This is a genomic window from Sphingomonas sp. PAMC 26617, from assembly GCF_000242835.1.
Classification (GTDB): Bacteria; Pseudomonadota; Alphaproteobacteria; order Sphingomonadales; family Sphingomonadaceae; genus Sphingomonas.
In genome coordinates this window covers 674353-696932 of the sequence record NZ_JH594425.1, presented here as the reverse complement: position 1 = coordinate 696932, position 22580 = coordinate 674353, and the positions used below count along the sequence as shown (strand labels likewise).

The following is a 22580-nucleotide window of genomic DNA, read 5'->3' as shown; positions in this document are numbered from 1 at the left end:
ATTTCTCAGCTGGTCGCGCGGCGCATGGCGCGCTCGGTCAGCGCGCTGTCGTCGCTGATCGTCGCGACGATATCGAGCGTGCCGGGTGCGCCGGAGCGCGCGAGCAGGACGACGTAATCGCCCTCGTGCGGTGTGGTGGACAGCGTGACGCTGGCAAGCGTCGGGCGCTTCGCCAGCATGGCGGAGGGGGTCTTGCGCGGCTTGGCGGTCGGCGTGCGGGCGAGCCGCTCGGCCTTGACCACGCCCTTGATCCCACCGTCGAACCCGTCGAGAAAATCGATCAGTCCGCCGGTCGGGACGTCCATCCGCCGGGCGTGGGCCAGCACCGCGGCATATTCGGTCAGTCGGGTCTTGTCGTAATCGGCCCCGAACACGAGCTTGACGACCGGGGTCATCGGCGCGCGCAACTGGACGGCGATTCGCGCGGCCGCGAGCAGCGTTTCATAGCCGTGCGGATCGGCATCGGCAGCGGCGGCGAAATCATGTGCGCGGGCAAGCGCGCGATACAGCGTCGCACGGCTGCGCGTATCCGCTGCACGGACCGCGGCGGCGGTCTGCTGCGCGAGCATCAACCGGTCGGCGAGGCTGTCCTCGGGCCGGGCGTGGGGGTCGTCCTCGAGCAGGGCCGCGTCGTCCGAATCGACGGGATCCCGGTCGTCGTCTTCGTCGGTGCCCGCTTCGCTCAGCGCGTGGCTCGGGCCGTCCGCCCATACCGGGGCGCTCGGCGTCGACCGGGGCGTGACTCGCGCCGCCTCGATCTCGGCGTGAAGCCGCGCCTGCATCTCGGCGTCGACCAGTTCCTTCCAGTTGATCACGCCGTAGATGAAATCGATCGTATCCTCGTCGGAGGAGAACGGCATCAGAATGCCGCGGTACAGCGTGTTGTGGCCGCGCGTGCTGACGAACTCCGCCTCGAACCCGATCGGCGAGCGATTGGCGATGATCTGCAGATAATGATCGGTCAGCCGCGACAGCAGCGAGCGGCTCGGCACCTGCGCGATATGCGTCGTGCTGCCATCGAGCGCACATTCCTCGCGCAAGGCGCGGCCGAGATAGGCGATCCCGGGGTTTTCGATACCCTTGGTGAAATCGAGCAGCACGCTGTGCGGCCCGAAATCGGCGATCGTGCCCGGGTCGAGATCGTTGATCGACGGATAGCCGCGGCCACCGAGCAGCGAGACCCAGTAGTTGTACGCGCGGACATGCATCCGTCGCTCGTCGGTGCCGACCGCGATCTGCGTCTCGGCGAGATCGTCGCCGCCCGCCTCCTGCCCCTCCTGCAGGGTGCGGCCCGAATCATCGGTGCCGGTCCGACCGTCATCGAAGTCACGAACATGATCCATTGCGCAAACGCCCTATCTGGCCCGGGGGGACCGTTACCGGGAGCCTTGTGCACGCTGCGTGGTAAACGTGAGGTAAAGGGGTGGCGGATCGCAAAATTCCACGGGCGAACGGGGTTGGTGCTTGCCAGCGCCAAAGCCATTTGATAAGCGCCCGCCTCCACGATCGCCGATCCGGCATCGTGCGTGCCGCTTTAGCTCAGTTGGTAGAGCATCGCATTCGTAATGCGGGGGTCACAGGTTCGAGTCCTGTAAGCGGCACCATCTAAACCATTGATTATCAAAACAAATTCGGGTGTCAGTGGAGACCTTAGGGCGTTCGTCAGTCCGTGGCCCCTGGGTGGCCCCTACCGAATGAACCTCAGGACACCTCCTTGAGTGTTCGTAAAATTCTCCACGGAAACGAATACCCGAGCCGCCCTGCAGGTAGCGAATCGTTTGACCAGGCAGAGTCAACGGCTCCAGCCCCGGCACTAGCCGCGCGCGCAGAAGCCGGTCGCTCTGCTTTCCCGCGCCGGCGTTCCCTTCGACCGCCGGTACCGCGCCTGCCTCTATCCCGGACAGGCCATCGCAAGCTCGCCGAGCGGGGGAATCAGACATTCGGACATCCGGTGGGTCGCAGCGCATCAACTGGCACCTATGGAGATGGCGGGACGGCCACTTTTGAACGACGGTTTCGAGGCATTCAGACGTCTGTCGTACGGTGTCTCCATTGTCAGGACATTCCCGTTTTTTCGCTGGCAATCGAAACCCGGCAAATGAAGTGAAGAGGTGGTTGTGCGACAAACACAGCCCCGGTTGAAGGCTCGAAGGGGAAGAAACGCCCCGCCGCCGGGTTTGGGGTCTTGATGGCGGCGGGGGGGGCGCTCCGGGCGCGGGCGCAGCGCCGGGCGAGGACATGACGATCCAGTGCCTGGCGGTGGCCAAGCACTGGATCCAGTTCAGAGGACGATGTCGGCAGCCTGCAGCGTGGGCGTAACCCCGTTGACGTTGGAGAGCAGGATGGCGAAGTCCGCGATCCCGTCACCATTGACGTCCCCGGACAGCACGCCCGCCACGATGTGGAGCTCGCCTGCATGCTGGGACTGCTGGAACGCGTTCATCGCGGTGCTTCCGGTGAAGGCGCCGCCGCCGATGAAGGTGAACGCCTGGTCCCCGCCGAGGCGGGTGTTTGCGTCGATCGCGCGGAGATCGATCTTGTCGCTGCCACTGGTGAAATCCAGGATCGTATCGCGCCCGGCGGCCAGGACGGTTGAATCCGAAAGGGCGGTATAGACGAAGACGTCCGCTCCCGATCCACCGGTCAGCAGGTCGGCGCCGCCGCCACCCTGCAGGATGTCGGCACCGCCGCCGCCCGAAAGAATGTTGGCCGCATTGCTGCCGACGAGGCGATCGCCGAAATCCGAACCCGTCAGGTTCTCGATCGACTGCAGCGTGTCGGAGGAGAGCACCGATGCCGAAGCGCCTCCGACCACCGCCACCGTGCCAACCGTCAGGCTGGTCTCGCGCGCAAACGCGTTGTTCACGCCGAGGTCGGCATAGATGCCGCCGACCGCATGCAGATAGGTGGCCGTATCCGAGTCCGCGCCGCCCTGGAGCGTGTCGCTCCCGGTTCCACCCTCGAGCACGTCTGCCCCCGCGCCACCGACGAGCGTGTCGTTGCCCCCACCACCGCTGAGCGTGTCGGCCCCGGTGCCGCCTGTGATCGTATTGGCAAGCGCGTTGCCGGTGCCCGTGAAGCCACCAATTCCCGTAAACGTCAGATCCTCGACGTCGCTGCCGAGCACATAGCTCGCAAGCGTCGTCTGGACGAGATCCGTGCCGCCACCGGGAAGCTCGGTCACCACGTCACCGACCGAGTCGACCACGTAGACGTCGTTTCCGATGCCGCCGATCATGACGTCGTTCCCGGTGCCACCATCCAGCGTGTCGTTTCCGGCCCCGCCGTTCAGCGTGTCGTTGCCGCCACCGCCGCTGAGCGTATCGTTCAGGGCGCCGCCGGTGATGACGTTGTCCAGTGCATTGCCGGTGCCGGTGAAGTTGCCGACACCGGTGAAGATCAGGTTCTCCACATCCGCGCCCAGCGTGTAGCTGTTGATCAACGACTGCACGGTGTCCGTGCCCTGACCGGCGGTCTCGACCACCACGTCAGTGGCGCGTTCGACCACGTAGGTGTCGTCCCCAGCCCGCCGACCATGCGGTCTACGCCGGCCCCGCCATCAAGCAGGTCGTTGCCGATGCCACCCGTCAGCGTGTCGGCACCGGCGAGACCTGAGATGTAATAGTCGAGGGTCACGCCGCCGGTGACCCCGCCATTGGGGGCGGTCAGGACGTTAGCCCCGGCAGTGCCGACGAGATCGTCGTTGAGGATGGAGCCGACCGCGGTCGCGCGCAGGATGGTCGCGTTGACGGCGCCCGAAAGCGTCAGCCCGAACGTCTCGTCCAGCTCCTGCTGCTGATCGCCCGTTACGTTGACCGTGACGGTCTGCGTGGTCTGCCCGGCGGCGAAGGTGAGCGTGCCCGAAACCGCCGCATAGTCGGAACCTGCGGTGGCGGTGATATTCGCCGTGGCGTAGTTCACCGTCACCGGACCATTCGTCGCAGGACTGGACAGCGTCACCGTGAACGTCATCGCATGGACGCCGTTGAGGCCTTCCCCGACCGCGACGTCGGACACCGACAGGGTCCTGACCGCGAGCTGCTCGAACGTATAGTTCGTGGTCGTGCCGCCGGATACGAACTGATAGTTGTTCACGTCGACCACCAGATCGCTGCCGCTCGCCGCACCGGTGATCCGAAGGATCTTGTGCCCGGCGAACACGACCTCCTGGATGACGTAGTCGTTGCGGCTTCCCTGGAGCACGAGCGTGTCGGACTGTCCGGACAGCGCCGTGCCTGCGGCATCGCCCAGCACGGTGTTCTTGAACTGGTCGGACCGCAGCATCTCGGTGAAGTGCTTGGAGTAGTCGACTCCCCCGAGCTGGGCATTGGCCGCGTCGATGATGCCGGCGTTGTCACCGGAGGTGGCGAGCGTGTCCAGGTAGCCGACACGGTGCGACGCGCCGGCATATTGCGCATCCTGGAGCTGGTCCGCCGCGGTAAGGCCGGCATTGTCGTTGTTGTGATCGTACGTGGAGAGCACATTGGGTGCCGACTCGTACTTGCCGATCAGCGCGTCGAGCCGGATCGAACCACCGATGATGATGTCGTTGCCGCCATCGGTGGTGAACACGTCGTTGCCGCCGCCACCGATGATCCAGTTCTCCCCTGCATCGCCGAGGATGTGGTCATTACCGACGGAGCCGATGACCCCTTCGATCTGCGCGGTGGCGATTTGCGTCGGAATGCCCGTAACGGTCGTGCCCGGATTGGTCTGGTTCGCAAGATCGAACGTGATGCCGCCGGGCCGCGCCGCGTTGTCGCTGAAGTCGACGAGGTCGAAGCCGGTCGATCCGGGTGTATTGCCCTCGTCAGTGACGCCGTCGCCACCCAGCACCTCGTCGGTGCCGATGGTCAGCGCGCCGGTCTGGTCGCCCGGCCGCAGGATGTCGTCTCCGTTGCCGCCGAACAGCTGGTCCTGATCGGCACCGCCGACGAGCACGTCGTCTCCGTTGTCGCCGTACAGGATGTCGCCGCCCGTGCCGCCATCGACATAGTCGTTGCCGTCGCTGCCGTGCGTGAACGGATCGGTGTCCTGATCTCCGTAAATGGTGTCGTCACCGGTGCCGCCCGAGAGCTTGTCGATCCCGGTGCCGCCGGAGATGAAGTCGTTGCCCGAACCTCCGATGATCTGGTCCGAACCGTTGATGTCGCTCCCGCTCGACTCCCCGTACAGGAAATCGTCGCCCGAGCCGCCGTCGATCAGATCGGGATTGTCTCCACCATAGATCCTGTCGCTGCCGTCTCCTCCGTAGAGACGGTCGATCCCGTAGCCGCCGTAGATGATGTCGTTCCCGCCCTCGCCGTAGACGGTGTCGTCGCCGCCCTGCGCATAGATCAGATCGGCATGGTCGGTGGCGACGATGACCTCGCTCGATTCCGCTCCGGAATTGGGTGTGCCATCGAGATTCACCCCGTCGTTGACCTGGGTCGCCGCGGAATCGGCCAGACGCGTGTCCTGAATGTACTGGACACCCCCTATGGTCACGACGTGACCGTCGTTCTTGTTGCCCAGACCACCGTTCGAATAGATGCCGAGCGTCGGGTTGAGCGTCAGCGCTCCGGCCGAGACGAACGCCCCGTCCGAATCGTAGACATCGCCGTACTTGTGATCGTTTCCAGTGGTCTTGACCTCGCTGCCAGACGCTGCCGCGATTTCCTTATGGGCGCTCAGATCGACGTATTCGTCGGCATAGCCGAAGATGTTGCCGTTGAGGTGCGAGAGCCCGGTGTTGCGCTCGACGATGTCCTTCAGCTGGGCGTTACCGACCTCCTCGCCGAACTGCTGCCCGGCAAGACGGTAGAGATAGTAGAAACGGTCACCGTCCATCAGCGACTCGATCTGGGCGACGAACACCTTGTCGAACGTCTCACCGAGCAGTCCACCCGGCTGATGGACCTCGGCCAAGCCTCCCAGCCACGTGTCGATCGCGTTGAAGCCAAGCGTGCCGGCCCCGCCGAGAGTCGCATCGCCGCTCATGAAGGCATATGCCTGCGCGGTGGTGAAGCGCATCGCGGCGTCAGCGCCCTCGGCGATCGACCCGTCTACCAGACCGACCATGGCGCCGGCCTTGGCCATGTCGCCGTCGAAGGAGTAGGCCGCGATGAAATTCACCAGCGACGAGGGGTGCTGCATGTTCTGGCCGAAATCTGTCCAGCTCGTGTAGCGTGCCAGGCCGATCGCCCCGCGGAAGTCGTTGAGCGTGGGGATGCCGATGTCGCGACCGCGTGCGATGTTGATCGCGGCAAGATCGAGCGGCTGCCCGAGAAGCCCCTGATTGAGCGCGGGCGTGACGAACTCGTCGACCTCGTTCATCTGCTGATGCGACATGCCGAGCACGATGGCGGCCGGCCCGACGTCGGCGAACTTCTCCGGGCTGAGGAATGCATCGCGCAGGGCATAGCCCATGATCTTGCCGGTCAGACCCTTGGTAGGATCGATCGTGTCGATCGTCTCGCGCAGCGTCGAATGGCCGAAGCGGAACGCCGCCTGCGAATATTCGAGCGAGATGTCGGCATTCACGCTTGAGGTGTAGCCGACGAACTCCTGGATGTTCGGCGTGACGTTGCGGGCGTACTGGTCGACCGCGGCATGCTGATACTCCATCTCGACGATCAGTTTGGAGGCGTTGAACATCTTGTCCTGATCCCAGGCAATGGATCCGTCGGAGAAGACGAAGTCGCCCGCCGCGTTCGTGGCGTGGGTGTCGATCTGGAAGGCGTGCAGCTTGGCATGCGTCGGGTCGCCCGTCACCGTGTCGTCGCGGTGGAGCGCGTCCATCAGGTTGCCGACCTGGAAGTTGTGCTCCTCGTGGAAAACGTGATGGATCGAGGTGAGCCCGAAATTCTCGTTCACGCGGCCGTCGCCCGCGATATAGTGGTCGCCGACCGAGGCGAGCAGGATCTGCCCCACCGCGTCATGCACCGCACCCGCAGGCGTCGTGATGCTGAAGTCGGCGAAGTTGACGAACGGGAAGAGCGCGCTGGCGCCGTCCAGCGTATGCGGCGTTCCAGGAGGCGCCTGCGGATCCAGCGTCTGCATGAACAGCGTCAGCTTGTGCGTCGTGGGATCGATCGCGAACTTCGAACCCGCGCCGAACTGGACCTTGACGGCCGCATCGATGGTCGCGATCGCGGCATCGACCGACGCCGACTGGGCGGCGGTGCCGTAGCTGACCTCGGTCGCCTGCTGCACGCCGTCGCCATTGGCGTCCTGGAAGCCGTGCATGTGGCCGATGTCGAAGCGCGGGTTCATGTCGAGCAGGAGCGCGCTGCCGCTGACCCCCGCACCCGGCTGGCCGGTGGCGATGACGTGCCCCGAAGCGTCGCGGTTGCGCAGATTGTTGACGTCCTCCCACGTCAACGCGTCGCGACCGGTCGCCTCGACGTGCGCACGCAGTTCATCCAGCGTCGGCAGCGTGCGGGTGGACAGCGTACCGTCGGCCGCCTGCCACTGGGTCGCGAGCGTATGCCCGTCGAACAGTTTCATGCCGGCATGGAAGTCGGACGGGCTGGCCGTCGTCAGATCCGGCACCCACTCGCGCAACAGGTTCGTCAGCTGCTCGTGCGACCCGTAGGTCTGGCTCTGGTCGATGTAGGGCGAGGAGTGGTTGACGTACTGCGGATTGCCGCTGGCATCCACGCTGTCGACGGTCGCACGGGTGATGGTGATCTCGTGCACGGGCTGCCCGTCCGAACCCTTCATGCCGTACAGCGGATCGTCTGTCGCGAGCGCGATCTTGATCGTCTGCGCCGACCCCTTGCCGATAAAGTCGAGACCGTGGTCGAAGAACTGCCCGAACAGGACGAAGAAGCCATTCGACGGCGAGACTCCCGGATTGAGACCTCCAATGAAATGATCGTCCTGGCCTGCCGATGCCGCGAGCCGCGCCTGCGTGTCGACCTGGCCGAGACCGCCGTCGTGCACCGTCTTCAGGTCGCCCCAGTCGGTGACCGTGGCGACGCCCTTGGCGTCGTAGTAGATCTCCGTCGGCGCATGCGTGCTCGCCGCCGGATCGGACGCGTGGTTCGCCCACGTGTCGTAGACCACGCCCGCCGTCGTGGTGGCCAGGCTGATCATGCGGGGCGTGTAGTCGACGACGTTCTGGATCGAGATCGGCGTGCCGTCGGCGGCAAGCGCATTGGTCGTACCCGCCGTCGTGATGGTGTAATTGGTATTGATCGTCGGAGAGACGCCGAACTGGCCGAGCGGGGTCCCGTCGACCACGCTGCCGTCGCTGTACTTCCCGTAATAGTCTTTATTCGCGGCAAAGGCGCCGGCCTGTGTTCCACGATCGATCGTGACGTAGTGCTGGTAGTCGGCCGGCGCGATGCGGCTGAAGTGCTGATCGACCGCTCCCCACTTCGAGTTTGCCAGCAGCAGGTTGTTGTTGGTGCCGGTCACGTCGCGAAGCCCGGCGAGGTCGACCGACGAATAGTAGGACGATCCGAACTGGTGGACCGCCGCGTCAGCCGATGTAGGGCCGGTTCCGGACAGGAGGTCCCCGTTCCAGAGCTGCTGATGGTGCGCGTCGTAGATCGCCCCGACACCGTTCCACCCCACGATCGCATTTCCCGCCGCGTCGAACAGCGGCCGAAAGTTCACTTGATCCAGCAGAAACGACAGGTCGGTGCCGTCGAGGACGAATGGCTTCAGGCCGTTGCGATAGGTAGGCATGTCTGATCCCCTTGACTTACCACTGCAGACGCAATCGATGCCGTCGACTCCAGAGCATGTCCGGGAAACGACATCTCCGGCGACGATATGGTCGTCGCAACTCGAATCCATCATTCATTGCTCGTATGCCTAACGAAATATTACCATCACCTCATACATCCTTTTGCGTATTTGACTGTCGGACCGTTCCCCATCATAAAAATGGAAGATACCTGATAATTCTCTGAAAAATCTGCATCTCGACGCATGGCACTGCCGGCGTAGTGCCGAGTCTTGCCAGCTTATACTGTTGCGGGACCGCGTCCTGTTTCAGGTTCTCATGTCGTGTAGGGGTGGGACATGTCGCTGTGCTCGGCAAATACCGTTGGGGTCGATCGATCTCATCTTTCTGAAAACGCTTTCATTCTCTCGTCTAAAGGCGGATTTTACCCAAAGATCGTGTTTGACCGCGACGATGCCGTAGCGAGAGAGGTCTTCGCCTGCTCGCAGAACGTGGTGCGCTTCAAGGCGACGAACACGCAGCGCCGGATCGACGGCGTATTTACCCGGGTCACGTCAAGCGACCGTCCAGATGCGTTCGCGGGATTGGTGTTCATCCAGCGGCGTACAAACGGCTTCCCGCTTATCCTGCGACTCAAGGCAACACGCGACCTTCGGTACGACGTGATCGGCACGCGCACGAGCGTTGATCTGGAACGACAGGCACAGCTCAGCGGCCTTCTCACAAGGCTGTTCATCCCAAGCGTCGGGGAACCGTCATGAGCATGCGATCGCGGATCCTGCTCGGCTTGATCGCGGGGGCCGCTTCGCTGACGCTGCCACCCTCGTCGAAGGCGGCAGTGCCGGACGGCCGAACGCTTCCATCTCCCGTCAGCGACCCCATGAGCCGGATCTTGGCCGCCGAAGACCCGATCCTCAAACTGGACGACACAAGCTATGACGTCGGCGGCTTCCGTGGCCTCGTCGCGGCGGCCGTTCGACGCCACCCTGCGATAGCGGAAGCACAAGCCGGCAGCAAAGAGGCGCGTGCCGCCCGCAGCGAAGCAAAGGCGCAGTTGCTGCCGAGGGTGGACCTGTCGTTCAGCAGTTATCGAGTAGCGTCCCGCGCCTTCTCGAACGACCCGCAAAACATCATAGAGCGCTCGCGAGCCGACCGGCGAACAGACGCTCTGGCAAGCATCGACCAGACGTTTTTCGACTTCGGTGCGACACGCGCGCGAATAGAATCAGCCAACGAGCGGTTCGACGCTTCGACAGCAGACGTGGACAACGTGCAGACCGAGGTGGCGCTTCGGGCGATTGCCGCATGGTACAACGTCTTCGCCTACCGTGAACTCGTTGGGTTGTCGCAGGGACTGACCGACCATCAGGTGGCGCTGCGTAAATCCATCCTGAAGCGCGTGTCGTCCGGTGCCACAGCGTCGGGGGATGTCGCACGCGTGGACAGTTACCTCGCCTCGGCGCGGACGCATGTTGCTATCTACCAGCGGTCGCTCGCGGCGGCCGAGGCCCAGTTTACCGAGATCTACGGACGCCCCCCCCCCAACGACCTCCTTCCTGCTCCACCGCTGGGCAGGAAGCTCGCGAGCAGCGACGCGGCGGCGGCGGCGGTGGTGCATTCACCCACGGTCAAGGCAGCGGCCGCGGTGGCGCGTGCCGCCCATCTGCAGGCCCGGGCCGCGCATGCGGACACGTTGCCGACGATCACAGGCGGGGTCGATGCCGGCCGGTACGGCGTCTTCGAGACCGCGCGCGACTACGACGTACGCGCACGCGTTGCAGTGCGATGGCGACTGTTCGGTGGAGTCGGTGCCCGTGCCGACCAGGCTGATGCGCGCGCCGATGCCGCCGACGCCCGCACCGCCCGGACAGCAGAGGAGCTGCGCCGCGACGCGGTGATCGCCTGGACGGACGTCGGCGCGCTCGACCAGCAGCTCGTGGCGCTGCGGCAGAGCTACCTGGCGAGCCGCCAGTCGCGCGACGTCCTCGCCGAACGCTTCGCCTTTTCGCGGGGGACCCTGTTCGACGTGCTGGAATCGGAGGACTCGTACTTCCAGACGGCGGCGGCATTCGTACAGGCGTTGGCCGAGCGCGACGCTACCCGCTACGTCCTGCTGGCAAGGACCGGGCTGCTGCTCGATGCGCTCGCCATCCCGCAATACAATCAGGAGACCACGCGATGAGCCTGCACGTGTCCCCAGCACGCCGGCCGCTGTTCGCCGAATGGCTGATCCAGCCGATGCGACGCAACGCCTCGGTCTATCTGAAGGTCGGCATCGCCGCCGTGCTGATAAACCTGCTTGGTCTGCTCTCCTCGCTCTTCACCATGACCGTGTACGACCGCGTGGTCCCGAACCACGCGACCGCCTCCCTGATCGGACTGACGGTCGGTCTGACCATCGTCATCTGCGGCGACTTCGCGCTGCGGACGCTGCGCGCCTATTTCATCGACATCGCCGGCGCGGACATCGATGCGGACGTCGGCGGCACGGTGTTCGACCGCCTGCTGGCGCTGCGGCTCGATCTCAAGAAGGGCTCGACCGGAGCGCTTGCGGGCCTGATGCGCGAGCTCGAGACGCTGCGCGACTTCTTCGCCTCGGCGACCATGACCGCGCTCGTCGACGTACCCTTCATCATCGTCACGCTCACGCTAATCGCGCTGCTCGGCGGCCCCGTGGTGATCGTACCCCTCGTCATGGTGCCGATCGTCGTCCTGACCGGATGGCTGACGCATCCGGCGATGGACCGACTGTCGGCCCGGTCGATGACCGGTGGACTGCTCAAGCAGTCGGTACTGGTCGAGACCATCGGTGCGCTCGAAACGATCAAGGCCACGGGCGCCGGAGATCTGATGCGGCGGCGCTGGGCCTTTGCGATGCACGATCACTCGCAAAGTTCGCTGACCCAGCGCCTCGTGGCGACGATCAGCGTCAACGTCGCCACTTCGGCGAACACCATCTCCTACGCGGGCGTCGTGGTGGTCGGTGTGATCCTCATGGGCGAGGAGAAGCTCACGATGGGCGCGCTGATCGCATGCTCGATCCTGTCGGGTCGCGCCGTCGCACCGCTCGGACAGATCGCCCAGCTGATGTCTCGCCTGAACGCGACTCGGGCAGCCTACCGGCAGATCGACGCGATGATGACGCTTCCTCCCGAAGGGCCAAGCGAAGCGGCGTTGAAGGTGAGGACGCTGTCCGGACATGTCGAACTGCGCGGCGTTACGTTCCGCTATCCCGGAAGTCCCGAACCGACGATTGCCGGAATGGACCTGATGATCGGAGCCGGGGAAAAGGTCGCGATCCTGGGTCGGGTCGGGTCGGGGAAGTCGACGCTGCTGCGTCTGCTGCTCGGCCTCTATCCGCCACAGGAAGGCATGATCCTGTTCGACGGAACGGAATCCCGTCAGTTCGATCCCGAAACCATGCGCAGGTCGATCGGAGCCGCCCTGCAGGAGAGCGTCCTGCTGACCGGCACCGTGCGGGAGAACATCGACCTCGGCCGGGCAGCGGTGGACGACGAGGAACTCCTGCGCGTCGCACGCCTTTCGGGAACGCACCAGTTCATCGGCCAGCTTGCCAATGGCTACGATCTGAAGCTCGCCGACCGCGGCGAAGGTCTTTCAGGAGGACAGCGCCAGTCGATCGCGATCGCACGGGCGCTTGCGGGGAGTCCGCCGATCCTGCTGTTCGACGAGCCGTCGTCGGCGATGGATTCGGATACGGAGACCGCGCTGCTTCAGCGGCTGCGGGCGGAGATCGTCGAACGGACCGTGGTGTTGGTGACGCACCGCCCGCCGCTTCTGCAGTTGGTGGACCGGATCGTCCTGCTCGACGGCGGTCGCATCGTCGCCGACGGCCCGCGAGACGCGATCCTGCGTCAGATGACCCCTGTGAAGGCAGCCTGACATGTCTCTGTCCGCACCCGTGCAGCCCCGGTTCGCCAGCGAGGCGGCGGTCGTCGTAGATCTCCACGGCGGACGCCTTGAGCATCTTACTAAGAGGGTTAGGCCGGCGACGGCGTCCAACCTCCTCCTGTGGGTCATTCTCGGCCTGTTCGCCGTGGCTCTGCTATGGGCGTGGCTGACCGTACTCGACCGCACCGTGCGTGCCACTGGCCGGGTGATACCCGGCGCGCAGTTGCAGGTCGTATCCAACCTGGAGGGCGGGATTGTCAGTGCGATTCTGGTACGGGTAGGCCAGCCGGTCCGGGCAGGCACCCCGATGATCACGCTGGACCGCACCGAGGCGGGAGCCGCACTCGGCGCGGGCGCTGCGACCATGGCGGCGCTTTCGGCAAAGATCGCCCGGCTCGAAGGCGAGGTGAAAGGGGTAGAACCACGCTTCGATCCAAAGCCCGACGCGGTGGCCATGGAGCCGATCGCAATCGAACGCTCTCTCCACCGTTCGCGGATCGCCGCGTTGGCGAGCGTCATGGGCGAGTCCAGCGCCCGCATCATGCAGGCGGACCGCGCCGCAGCCGAGGCTCGCGCGACGTATGCGTCGCGAAAGTCTGCCGCGCGCGCGGCAGATCGCGAGCTCGTCATTATCCGCCCTCTCGTCGAGCAGGGGATCGAGCCCCGCATGTCGCTGATACAGCAAGAGAATCAGGCATCGATGGCGGCAAGCGACGTCGCCGCCGCGTCGGCCAGCGTTGCCCGCACGACTGCATCCATCGCCGAAGCCCGCGCGGCGGCGGCACAGATGCGGGAGGACTGGCGCGGCAAGGCTGCCGACGAGCTGGCGGCCGCCCGAAGCGAGTTCGCGGCTCGCCGACAGCCTTGCCGGCCCTTGCCTCCAAGCTGGACCGCACTATCCTGCGCGCGCCACTGGACGGCCGGATAAACCGCGTGCTGGTGTCGACCGTCGGGGGATCCGTCCATCCCGGCGACCCGCTGATCGAACTCGTCCCGTCGCAGAGCGGCCTGCTGATCGAGGCGATGGTCAGTCCCAAGGACATCGCCCGGGTCCGCCTGGGCCAGGAGGCACGGATCGAGGTCACCGCCTACGAGAGCGCGGTGTACGGGACGATCCCCGGGAAAGTGATCGCGATCTCGCCCGACGCCACGACGAACGAGCGCACTGGCGAAGCGCACTACATGGTGCGCGTGGTCGCCAGGCGAAACGCGCTGACGGACCAGAAGGGGCAGGGGCTTGAGATCGGTCCGGGCATGGTGGCGACGGTAAGCCTACTGGGAGATCGCCGCTCCGTGCTCGACTATCTGCTCACGCCAATTACCCGGCTGAAGGAAACCGCCTTTCGAGAATAGCAGGATGAAAACGATATCCCGAGGTTCGGACGCTGCAGCCGTTTGAGAGAATTTCCCCGTAGAGCACCGCACGGCCCGCAACTGTTTCTGGCGGAGGCGCCAGGCTGTGGCCTTCTCGGGCGCGCCCCACTCCGCCGAATAAAGCAAAATCGATGAAGGCGGTCCGAGAACCCGCGACGGTGGACACAGGACGGATTGGGCTGACGAGGCTCCCAAGCTCCGCCACCTCCGTTTCGGGGGTAGCCCTTAGCCCGTCCTTGGCTACTGTGAATCCGAGAGTCGCCGATCCTCCGGATCGTGGCGATGAGAAGGGGACGTGATGAACGACAGGTTGGCCCAGCCGAAGACTAAGCGCGTCTTTCGGATCATATCCGTGGTGACGGCCCTCGTCCTCGCCTCCCCAGTCCTGGCCCAACCGGCGGCGCGGACGGTCGATCCCGTTCGCGTGCTGGTGAAGCGGCTTGATCTGGAGCGGTATAAGGCGACGATCAAAGGCCTTACCCAGTTCGGCGATCGCCGCCAGGGCACCGCCCGCAACCGTGCCGCGATTGACTGGATTGAAGGCCAACTCAAGAGCTACGGCTGCACCAATACCGAGCGCCTGACATACACGTTCGGCGACGAGCCAGTGCACAGGGTCGCACCGGCCAAGGCAGTGGTGGACATCGGGTCGGACGAACCGGGCCTGTCGGTCGGCGGCGGGCGCTCGCGCGGCGCTACGCTTCAAACCGGCGTCAACAGCAACCCCAACGCCCAGCCCGACGCCCGAGTCCGGGCGCTGAACACTCCGCCCGCGATCCCAGGACCGCGCGAGGAGGTCTATTGCACCAAGATCGGGACCGGCCACCCGGGCGAGATGTATATCATCAGCGCTCACATGGACGGTATCGGCTTTGGCGAGGCGGCCAATGACGACGGCTCGGGGACGGCGCTGGTGATGGAACTGGCGCGCGTGTTCAGCAGCCCCGACATACAGACCGACCGTTCAATCCGCTTCATCCTGTGGAACAACGAGGAGACCGGGCTGAACGGTGCCAAAGCCTATGTCGACCAGCGTGCAGCCCTGCAAGGCAAGGAGTCGCCCGCCGGATCTGGCCGCTACCCGGAGCCGAAGTGGCTCGGCGTCATACAGCACGACATGATGCTGTTCGACCACGGGATGCCCCGGGCCGACGGCAGCATGAGTCCGGTGCAGCGCCCCGAGGCGGACGTGAATATCGAATTCCAGTCGGCGTCCAAACGCGCCGCCCAATCCCAGGAGTTGGCCTGGGCCCTGCATGCAGCGAACGAGCGTTACGCCACAGACTATCCGGCCGCGGTCGGACGCCACATGACCAATACCGATTCGACCCCGTTCATGGACCTGGCACCGGCCGTTAGCCTGCGCGAGAATGACCGCGGTGCTCAAGTCGGAAGCGGCTGGGACCCACAGTGGCACCAGCCGACCGACCTCTACACCACCTACAGCGACAAGGACTTCCTACTTGGGCTGAACGCGGCGCAGACCACCCTCTCAGCGACGGCACGGCTGGCGGGTGCGACCGTGCGCTAGTCGCCCTCGACGACCCGGGTCGCAGGATCGGCGGAGGTACGCGGATATTGGCTGCGTAGACGACCGGCGCGGCCCGCGATCCGGACCGGCTCGCGTGTCTGGACGGCGGTTCCAGTACGCGCGTGAAACGTTGGAACGTCGGCGCTTCGGGCGCGTGCTGCTATCGCAGCCGTAATGAACGAAGGTCCGGTATAAGCAGCGGCAGTGAGCCTCCGAACGTCCGCCACTGGGGTAATCCGGCGTTGACGGCGACTCATCGAACTGCCTCGCAGGATATTGGTCAGTCAGATCCCACAAGCTTCCAAAGGACGGCACGGTGCTCCATTTTTTACTGGGCCACTAAGGGGCCACGACATTGACGGCGGGCCGAAAGTTCAGACGGGTTACCACAGCCGATGTGAGCCCTGTCAGCGCATCATCTAAACCACCGAAAAGCTGTCGTTTTCCCCGTGGTGGTCGTTCAAAACAGCATCTCGCCATCACTCAAGACGGGCTCTGGTCACCCAACGCCGAGGAACGGCGAGTATTACGGATCTGGCGCTGATCCCGCATCCGTTGACGCGGTGCTGCGCGGCGGGCTCCTTCCTCGAACTGGCAGAAAATGACGCAAGGCTGTCCTAGGCGCTGTCTCCAATCCGGACCAGGAAAAGGGATCATCACCAGACCGGACCCCCGCCATGTTTGACCCTGCCCTTGTACAAAATCGTCTTGGCTTCCTGGCGGCGACCTGTCTCGTCGCCGGGTGCGGCTCGGTCGCGGTCGGCCAATCCTCCAAGCCGCGACAGCCGGTACTGGCTGCCCCTGCTCCGGCGGCAATCGAACGCATCATCCCGTATCGGGCGCGCTTTGGCCGGCAGCGGCCCGTTATTGCGATCGTCGGAATCAACGCGGGTACCGAACTCACCGACTATGTCATTCCGTACGGGATCTTGCAGCGCGCCGCGGTTGGAGAGGTGGTCGCCGTTGCTACCGGCGCGGGAATGATGACGATGCGTCCGGCGCTTCACATTCAGCCCCAGGCTTCGATAACAGAGTTCGACAGGCGCTACCCCGACGGCGCGGATTATGTCGTGGTGCCCGCGGTCGTGCGGCACGACGACCCCGTGTTGCTGTCCTGGATCAAGCAGCAGGCAGCGAAGGGCGGCACGCTCGTCAGCATCTGCGATGGCGCGCTGGTGCTCGCCAGCAGCGGCGTGCTCGACGGCCATCGCGCGACCGCGCACTGGGCAACCGCTGGCTACCGCCGCAAAACCTATCCCCGGGTCCATTGGGTCGACGACCGTCGCTATGTCGCCGATGGACGGATCGTTTCCAGCGCCGGCATCAGTGCGGCCGTCCCGACATCGCTGGCGCTGGTGGAAGCGATCGCGGGTCACGACCGTGCCGCGGCGACCGCGGCGATGGTCGGCGCGCACGACTGGAGCGCAGTCCATGACAGTCATCGGTTTGCACCGAAGTTCGGTCGCAATCTCTCGGCCTTTGCCGCCACGGAATATCTGAATGGCTGGTTTCATCATCCCCAATCGATCGGCGTCACCGTTGCCACGGGCGTAGATGAGATCGCTGTCGCTTTCACGGCAGACGCGTATGCGCGGACGGGGCGGGCGAAGGCGTATGCGTTTGCCCGCAGTCCGGCTCCGGTCACGACCTTGCATGGCCTGATTCTTCTGCCCGACCGTACCGATCCGGATACTCTCACGCGCATCGTTACGCCAGCATACGGCACTTCAGCCTTCACCCTCGACAATGTCCTTGCCGAGATCGCGCATCGGTACGGCAGGCAGACCGCCTATGGCGTTGCGCTCGGCTTTGAGTATCCCGGATATCATGGCTGAAAAACGCATCGTTTCGCCCGCGCCGCCCGACACGCTCCGCGTGGTCTTGCTCGCCTATGACGGCATGAACCTGCTCGACCTGGCCGGACCATTGCAGGCGCTCACCACGGCCAACCGCGGCGCACCGACGGGAGCACCGGCGCGTTACGAGACGATCGTCGCCTCCGCGTCGGGTGGGGCAATCCTGACCAGCGCAGGCCTGCCTGTCGTGACCGTGGCGACCGCGTCCTTGGCGAACAGGCCGATCGACACGTTGATCGCTCCCGGCGGATGTGTGGGGGAGGACTTCGACGTCGAGCCCGCGCTGCGCGACTTCATCGCCTCGCGCGCCGGATCGGTGCGGCGGCTTTGCTCGGTCTGTACGGGTGCGTTCCTTCTGGCGGCAGCGGGGCAGCTCGATGGTCGGCGGGTCGCGACGCATTGGGCGTGGCTCGACAAGCTCAAACACCGGCATCCCACGCTGGACATCGACTCGGACAGCATCTTCATCCGCGATGGGAATTTATGGACCTCGGCCGGCGTGAGCTCCGGGATCGATCTTGCGCTGGCCTTGATCGAGCAGGATTACGGCCCACGCGTCGCGATCGATGCGGCACGGCAGATGGTCGTGTTCATGAAGCGCGCCGGTGGCCAATCGCAGTTCAGCGTGCCTTTGGCGGCGCAGACGCGCGACCACGGTTTCGTCGAACTCCACGCGTGGATCGCGGTGAATCTCACGGCGGACCTGTCCGTCGGCCGGCTTGCCGGGCAGGCGGGCATGGCGCCGCGGACCTTCGCGCGATCCTACACGGCGAAAGTCGGTCGGACGCCGGCCAAGACCGTCGAACTGATGCGACTGGAAGCGGCCTGCCGCGAACTCGAGGAAACCGACTTGCCGCTGAAGGCGGTCGCCGTCCGCGCGGGGTACAGGGACGAGCAAGCGCTACGGCGCGCGTTTCAGCGGCAACTGGTCACCAACCCGACAACCCATCGGCTGCGATTTTCCAGTCTCCTGTAGCAACGCTAGGCGGCCAAAAGCTGACATAATTGAACGGCATCATGCCAGGTATGGCGATAGCGACGTTCATCACCACGCTTCTGCAAGCGGCGTCGACCAGCGCGGTCGCGGGGATTGCACCCGTGCCGGCAGGTGCGCCGGAGTGGCCGACCCGCCTCTCCGTTCCGCGAGCGGCTTGCGCGCCAGAGGACGATCCGAATGATATCGTCGTTTGTGGTCGACCGAACCGACGCAACAGCCAGCGCCTCGAGCGGCTCGATCCCCGGTTCGAGCGGGTGGCCAATCCGACCGAACTTTTGGAGCGGCGTTTGTCGGACACCGCCACCATGACGGGCGGTGGTCCGAAAGGCTCGGTCGGGATCACGATCACATTCGGTCTCAAGTAATCCGACCTGCAAGGATGCCGCGGCAGACCGACACGACAATTCTCAAAATTCGATCGTCTTTCGACAGAGTCGGTGGCGCTCCGCTGCGTCAGCGATCCGCATCCGCTTGGGGACGGACCGCTCCGCCAACTAGCGCCCTTCCGCGGATAAAGCGCTGCCATCCAGACCGGTCGGCCGACGGACATTAACGGATGGCGGGAGGTGCGAACCGCGGAACGGCGGCGCGAAGGACCGGGTGTCGGTCAAGCCGCACCGACCGCCTGGTCAGCGCTGCTTCTTCGTCGGGCTGGCGGTGAAATCGGGGTCCTTCTTTGCCACCCAATCCACAAACTTGCGGACGGTGGGATCGGCAAGCAGGGCGTCTACATCCATCCCGTGGCGTTGCAGCTCGGAATTGGTGAAATTGGCCACCAGCGCCTGCTGGCAGACGGGATGCATCGGCACGACATCGCGACCGCCCCGGCTTTTGGGCACGGGATGATGCCAGACGGTGGTCTTGCCGAGCACGCGGCCGCAGAGCCAGCACGGTGCGACCGTCGCGGGATTTGCCTCTTCTTCGCGATCCGGCTCTTCGTACGGGCCATGTTTCGAATGCTTACGGGCCATGCGTCTGTCTGATCTCTCAAGGAAGGATGTCTATGTAGCGGGTGCCCGGCACAACTACACGCCCGGCGAGCACGATCGGCATATTAACGAACGTCCGCATTCGCGAAACGTCAGAAGCGCGCCGAGGTCCGCTCTCTAACTCCCCGCGCCCGGCTACGGCCGCGATGACATGCATCGAGGCCGCCGTTTCGCTGGACGGACCAGCGGCTGGTTTCGGGAACCGGCGAGAGGGCGGCGAGGAACCGAGATCGGGGAGGCTTGGTCTAGCGCTCCACGTTTTGCGCCGCGACAGGGTGCGGATCGTCGCCAGGCCCATCGCTGCCCATACCGCCGCCTCCAGGCCCGCCGCCGCCACCCATGCCGCCGCCACCCATACCGCCACCGCCGCCGCTCCGGCCAGCATCGTCCTTGTTGCTACCGCCTTTGCCGCCGCCGGACGATGCCGGACGGGCGGGTCCCTGCATCGCGATCGTCAGGTCGGCCGGGATCGGGTCGAGATCGAGCGCATCGCGTACGAACGCCCGGAGCGACACGACCAGCGCGTGCGTGTGGACCGGGTGGCCCGCGACCAGCTCGCGCACCGCCCTGTCCGCCAGCCGGACATGCTCCTCGGTACCCAGGAGGATGATGTCAGACAGCGCGGCTTCGACCGCGTCGCGGATGCGGCGCGTGCGGTCCGACCTCTCCGCGCCTTGCGCACTCAGATCCAATGCGGCCATCGGCTCCTCCACGGTACCGCCCCGCTCGAGCCGTCGAAGGTCGCGCCGGTGGGCCGGATCGACGGTCAGGTCCCCCGTAAACGATCCGCCGAGGACCTTGTAGGCGGCGATGAGGGTCTTGAGGCGCTCGTTGATCTGCCGGTTCATGCGCTCCCGGCGCTGCTGGAACGTCATCTGGGTCAGCAGACGAATGCCGACCCCCAGCAGCGTGACCAGCGTCAGTCCGAGGATGGTGGCGAGCAGGCTCTGCCAAGAGCTGAAATCCAGACTGCGCAAGTGCATTCCCCTAAGTACGGTTCATGAAACGCCCGTCGATCCTGCAGGTGCCGGAGAGGGGCATAACGGCGAAGAAAGTGCGTGCAATCTTGCTTCGATGGCGCAGCGGAGCGGATGTCCGGAAGGCGAAAAGCTCCGCTATATGTCGCCGTCCCGTCGGGTCTTCTCAAGCGCAATGCCGTTGATCCGCACTGCCACCAGCGGTCCGATCCTGCTACCCGTGTGCAATGCATGAAAGACGGATTCTCGCGAAACGCGCTGACGGTGACAGTGCCCCTGAGCTGTTTGCGGTTGGGATGTCGTCGATGACGGGGGTTCGAGACGAAGGTTTGGATATTGTGCCGAACAGGGGCGCAGGTGGTGCCAGGACCGGCCCGACGAGGACCGCGTTTGCCAAGGTGCAACGCCGCGGCCGGAGTTCGTGATGATGCTATCTGGACGGTCCGATGGTCTTTCCGACTGGGAGCAGGCACCGCGCGTTCGCGCCCTGAACGACAAGGTGCCCGCACAGAACGGTCGATACGTCCTGTGCTGGCTTCAGCAGGCACTGCGCGCCAGCGACAACCCCGTGATCGATGCCGCCATCCGTCTCGGCAACGCGCTGCGCCTGCCGGTGCTGGTCTATCACGGCGTCCGGGAGGATTACCCCTATGCGTCGGACCGGCTGCACCACTTCATCCTGGGCGCGAGCATCGATCTCGCCGAAGGATGTCGCCAGCGTGGGCTGGCGTGCGTCCAGCATGTCGACCGTGCCGGGCGACGGGAAAAGGGGCTGGTCTACCGGCTGGGCGGCGAGGCTGCGGCAATCCTGCTGGAGGACCAGCCGACCTTCGTTGCGCGGTGGCAGTCGGAGCGCGTCGCGGCGAGGGTCGATGTGCCCGTCTTCGCAGTGAATGCCGCCTGTCTGGTGCCACCGGCCGTGATCGGCGACGACGTGCAAGGGCGGACGGCGTTCCTGCGTCGCCATGAGCCGGCGCGGGCCGTTTGGGCAGCCTGGGACGAGGAGATCGCCACCATCGCCCCCTATGCCGGAGCATTGCCGTTCACGCCCGACAGGCTCTGTGCGGACGAGCTGGGCACCCTGATCGCCGGTCTCGACATCGACCATTCGCTCCCGGTCGTCCCGATGCATCCAGCGGGTCGCCGCGCGGCGGAGGATCGACTGGCACGCCTGGTCGCGGACGTGCTGCCCGGCTACGCGTCCACGCGGAACGACGCCACGCGGGCCGACGGCGCGAGCGGGCTTTCGCCCTACCTGCACTTTGGCGTTCTTGGTCCCCGCGAGGTCATGGCTGCGGTGAACGGCAGCGCCGCGGGCGGACAGCACAAGCGCAAGTTCGCCGACGAAGTGCTCGGCTGGCGGGAGTGGTTCCATTATCAAGCGAGGCATCTCGCCGCGCCCGAACGGTACGACCGGATCGCCCCCTGGGCGCGCCAGACTTTGACCGACCATGCCGGCGACCTCCGGCCCGACCAGGAGACGCTATCGGCCCTGCTGAAAGGCGAGACACGCGACGAGACGTGGAATGCGTGCCAGCGGCAGTTCCTCGCCGAGGGCTGGATGCACAACAACCTGCGGATGTACTGGAGCAAGCGCCTCATCGCGATGACGCCCAGCCCGGAAGCGGCATGGGCGACCGCTTGCTATCTCAACGATCGGCTGAGCCTCGATGGCCGAGACCCGAGTACCTACGGCAACATCGCGATGATGTTCGCCGGCGCGCCCGCGGATCGCGAGCGTCCGGTCTATGGCCGTGTGGCGACGCGTGGCGATGGCTCCACCCGTCATCGCGCGGGCGGGGACGCATGGCTGGCGACTGCCGCGTCCCGGCCAGTCCCTTTGGTATCCGTCCCTGAAACGCCGCCGGTCGACCCGTATCTCACCGGCTAGACATCGGCCGGTACTTCCCCTTCAACATAGGTGTCGGTTTCTGACGACGAGGGTTGCGGGGAGCAGGCGGGACCTGCCTCCGCACCTTGCCGAACAACAAGGTCCGCGGCCGACAGCCCGGGTCATCGAACGCACCGTTGATGCCGCGGATCATATCGCAAGCCGGGGCTGTCGATATGGCCGAAACACAGTTTCAGGACACAATCGGTCACGGACATCCCGAGGGTATGCGGCCGGGCGCTGTAATTTGAGGCTGGCCGTATTCTCGATATGAACAAACGTTCGAAGCTAAAAAGCGCGACGCCTGGTCCGAATGGCCGATTGCGGGTCAAAGGTGCCAACGCAATCGGTTCGCGAAGCGGTCACCCCTGAGTTC

15 protein-coding genes and 1 tRNA gene are annotated in these 22580 nt (G+C 65.2%); 11 read left to right on the top strand and 5 right to left on the bottom strand.

Going from position 1 to position 22580, the window contains the following annotated elements; translation table 11 throughout:
• Positions 1–5: 5 nt before the first annotated feature.
• The gene (locus RH91_RS02820; RefSeq protein ID WP_010161005.1) at positions 6–1343 is read right to left on the bottom strand and encodes a PAS domain-containing protein; all 1338 of its coding nucleotides are present in this window, start codon (positions 1341–1343) and stop codon (positions 6–8) included.
• 185 nt (positions 1344–1528) lie between these two features.
• On the opposite strand from RH91_RS02820, the gene RH91_RS02815 reads away from it, so the two are divergent.
• Positions 1529–1604, top strand: a tRNA-Thr gene (locus RH91_RS02815).
• 677 nt (positions 1605–2281) lie between these two features.
• On the opposite strand, the gene RH91_RS23010 is transcribed toward RH91_RS02815, so the two are convergent.
• Positions 2282–3508, bottom strand: a complete 1227-nt coding sequence (locus RH91_RS23010) for a calcium-binding protein (protein ID WP_051116665.1) — start codon at positions 3506–3508, stop codon at positions 2282–2284.
• Complete coding sequence (locus tag RH91_RS02810; RefSeq protein ID WP_010161003.1) at positions 3439–8676, bottom strand: peroxidase family protein; 5238 nt, start codon at positions 8674–8676, stop codon at positions 3439–3441. The genes RH91_RS23010 and RH91_RS02810 overlap by 70 nt, the downstream gene beginning before the upstream one ends.
• 339 nt (positions 8677–9015) lie before the next feature.
• Between RH91_RS02810 and RH91_RS02805 the strand changes: the two genes are divergently transcribed.
• The 9 genes from RH91_RS02805 to RH91_RS02770 all read left to right on the top strand — a co-directional run bounded on the left by RH91_RS02805 (position 9016) and on the right by RH91_RS02770 (position 18712).
• Positions 9016–9438 (top strand): hypothetical protein, encoded by a 423-nt coding sequence (locus RH91_RS02805; protein WP_232283394.1) that lies wholly within the window; start codon positions 9016–9018, stop codon positions 9436–9438.
• A complete protein-coding gene (locus RH91_RS02800) occupies positions 9435–10859 on the top strand; it encodes a TolC family protein (RefSeq protein ID WP_010161001.1) in 1425 nt (474 codons plus the stop codon). The genes RH91_RS02805 and RH91_RS02800 overlap by 4 nt, the downstream gene beginning before the upstream one ends.
• The gene (locus tag RH91_RS02795; RefSeq protein WP_010161000.1) at positions 10856–12580 is read left to right on the top strand and encodes an ATP-binding cassette domain-containing protein; all 1725 of its coding nucleotides are present in this window, start codon (positions 10856–10858) and stop codon (positions 12578–12580) included. Before RH91_RS02800 ends, RH91_RS02795 begins: the two co-directional genes overlap by 4 nt.
• Before the next feature lies 1 nt (position 12581).
• The gene (locus tag RH91_RS02790) at positions 12582–13517 is read left to right on the top strand and encodes an HlyD family type I secretion membrane fusion protein (protein ID WP_010160999.1); all 936 of its coding nucleotides are present in this window, start codon (positions 12582–12584) and stop codon (positions 13515–13517) included.
• Positions 13518–13522: 5 nt separating this feature from the next.
• Positions 13523–13942, top strand: a complete 420-nt coding sequence (locus RH91_RS23005; RefSeq protein ID WP_010160998.1) for an HlyD family efflux transporter periplasmic adaptor subunit — start codon at positions 13523–13525, stop codon at positions 13940–13942.
• Between the two features lie 319 nt (positions 13943–14261).
• Complete coding sequence (locus RH91_RS02785) at positions 14262–15494, top strand: M20/M25/M40 family metallo-hydrolase (protein WP_010160997.1); 1233 nt, start codon at positions 14262–14264, stop codon at positions 15492–15494.
• A gap of 677 nt (positions 15495–16171) precedes the next feature.
• Positions 16172–17329: a DJ-1/PfpI family protein gene (locus RH91_RS02780; protein WP_010160996.1), complete on the top strand. Its 1158-nt coding sequence runs from the start codon at positions 16172–16174 to the stop codon at positions 17327–17329.
• Positions 17322–18326 (top strand): GlxA family transcriptional regulator, encoded by a 1005-nt coding sequence (locus tag RH91_RS02775; RefSeq protein WP_010160995.1) that lies wholly within the window; start codon positions 17322–17324, stop codon positions 18324–18326. The genes RH91_RS02780 and RH91_RS02775 overlap by 8 nt, the downstream gene beginning before the upstream one ends.
• Before the next feature lie 29 nt (positions 18327–18355).
• Positions 18356–18712, top strand: coding sequence for a hypothetical protein (locus RH91_RS02770; RefSeq protein WP_232283393.1), 357 nt, complete (start codon positions 18356–18358; stop codon positions 18710–18712).
• Positions 18713–18976: 264 nt separating this feature from the next.
• On the opposite strand, the gene RH91_RS02765 is transcribed toward RH91_RS02770, so the two are convergent.
• Positions 18977–19318, bottom strand: coding sequence for a hypothetical protein (locus RH91_RS02765; protein WP_010160992.1), 342 nt, complete (start codon positions 19316–19318; stop codon positions 18977–18979).
• Between the two features lie 263 nt (positions 19319–19581).
• The gene (locus RH91_RS02760; RefSeq protein ID WP_010160991.1) at positions 19582–20319 is read right to left on the bottom strand and encodes a hypothetical protein; all 738 of its coding nucleotides are present in this window, start codon (positions 20317–20319) and stop codon (positions 19582–19584) included.
• A gap of 418 nt (positions 20320–20737) precedes the next feature.
• Between RH91_RS02760 and RH91_RS02755 the strand changes: the two genes are divergently transcribed.
• Positions 20738–22204: a deoxyribodipyrimidine photo-lyase gene (locus RH91_RS02755; protein ID WP_010160990.1), complete on the top strand. Its 1467-nt coding sequence runs from the start codon at positions 20738–20740 to the stop codon at positions 22202–22204.
• Positions 22205–22580 lie beyond the last annotated feature (376 nt).

What these genes read in the sequence shown, in the direction of transcription:
- RH91_RS02820 (WP_010161005.1), bottom strand. Translation starts at nt 1,343, where the DNA reads ATGGATCATGTTCGTGACTTCGATGACGGTCGGACCGGCACCGATGAT.
- RH91_RS02755 (WP_010160990.1), top strand. Translation starts at nt 20,738, where the DNA reads ATGATGCTATCTGGACGGTCCGATGGTCTTTCCGACTGGGAGCAGGCA.
- RH91_RS02775 (WP_010160995.1), top strand. Translation starts at nt 17,322, where the DNA reads ATGGCTGAAAAACGCATCGTTTCGCCCGCGCCGCCCGACACGCTCCGC.
- RH91_RS02785 (WP_010160997.1), top strand. Translation starts at nt 14,262, where the DNA reads ATGAACGACAGGTTGGCCCAGCCGAAGACTAAGCGCGTCTTTCGGATC.
- RH91_RS02795 (WP_010161000.1), top strand. Translation starts at nt 10,856, where the DNA reads ATGAGCCTGCACGTGTCCCCAGCACGCCGGCCGCTGTTCGCCGAATGG.
- RH91_RS02780 (WP_010160996.1), top strand. Translation starts at nt 16,172, where the DNA reads ATGTTTGACCCTGCCCTTGTACAAAATCGTCTTGGCTTCCTGGCGGCG.
- RH91_RS02760 (WP_010160991.1), bottom strand. Translation starts at nt 20,319, where the DNA reads ATGCACTTGCGCAGTCTGGATTTCAGCTCTTGGCAGAGCCTGCTCGCC.
- RH91_RS02800 (WP_010161001.1), top strand. Translation starts at nt 9,435, where the DNA reads ATGAGCATGCGATCGCGGATCCTGCTCGGCTTGATCGCGGGGGCCGCT.
- RH91_RS02805 (WP_232283394.1), top strand. Translation starts at nt 9,016, where the DNA reads ATGTCGCTGTGCTCGGCAAATACCGTTGGGGTCGATCGATCTCATCTT.
- RH91_RS02790 (WP_010160999.1), top strand. Translation starts at nt 12,582, where the DNA reads ATGTCTCTGTCCGCACCCGTGCAGCCCCGGTTCGCCAGCGAGGCGGCG.
- RH91_RS02810 (WP_010161003.1), bottom strand. Translation starts at nt 8,676, where the DNA reads ATGCCTACCTATCGCAACGGCCTGAAGCCATTCGTCCTCGACGGCACC.
- RH91_RS02765 (WP_010160992.1), bottom strand. Translation starts at nt 19,318, where the DNA reads ATGGCCCGTAAGCATTCGAAACATGGCCCGTACGAAGAGCCGGATCGC.